The organism is Paraburkholderia sp. EG304, assembly GCF_046543485.1.
Taxonomy (GTDB): domain Bacteria; phylum Pseudomonadota; class Gammaproteobacteria; order Burkholderiales; family Burkholderiaceae; genus Paraburkholderia; species Paraburkholderia youngii.
The window spans coordinates 1-352 of the sequence record NZ_JBKGUA010000390.1 but is presented as its reverse complement, the minus strand read 5'-3'; the positions used below and the strand labels follow the sequence as shown (position 1 = coordinate 352).

Here is a 352-nt window from a genome sequence, read left to right as displayed (position 1 = left end):
GCCGCTGTCGCTCAGGCGTGCCGCCGCGCTTCCACGCGCGATAGCCATTGACGCTTACTCCAAGGACCTCGCACAGCGCCGACAGCGGATAGTGCCGGCATTGCGTGTCAATCCAGGCGAACTTCACAGGAGGTCCTTCGCGAAGAACGCCGCCGCTTTTTTTGCGATTTCCAGCTCCATCTGCAAGCGCTTGTTCTCCGCCCGCAGACGCGAAAGCTCCATCTGTTCCGCCGTGACGACCTTCGCCCCCGGGCCGTTCAGCTTGCCGGCTTCCGACGCTTTGAGCCAGTTGCGCAGCGTCTGTATCGACATACCCAATTCGCCGGCCACGGCGCTCACGCCTTGCCCGTCC

At 63.6% G+C, this 352-nt stretch carries 1 pseudogene; it reads right to left on the bottom strand.

The window, feature by feature from the left end:
• A pseudogene (locus ACLFKU_RS44430) lies at window positions 1-352 on the bottom strand (transposase); the annotation flags it as partial.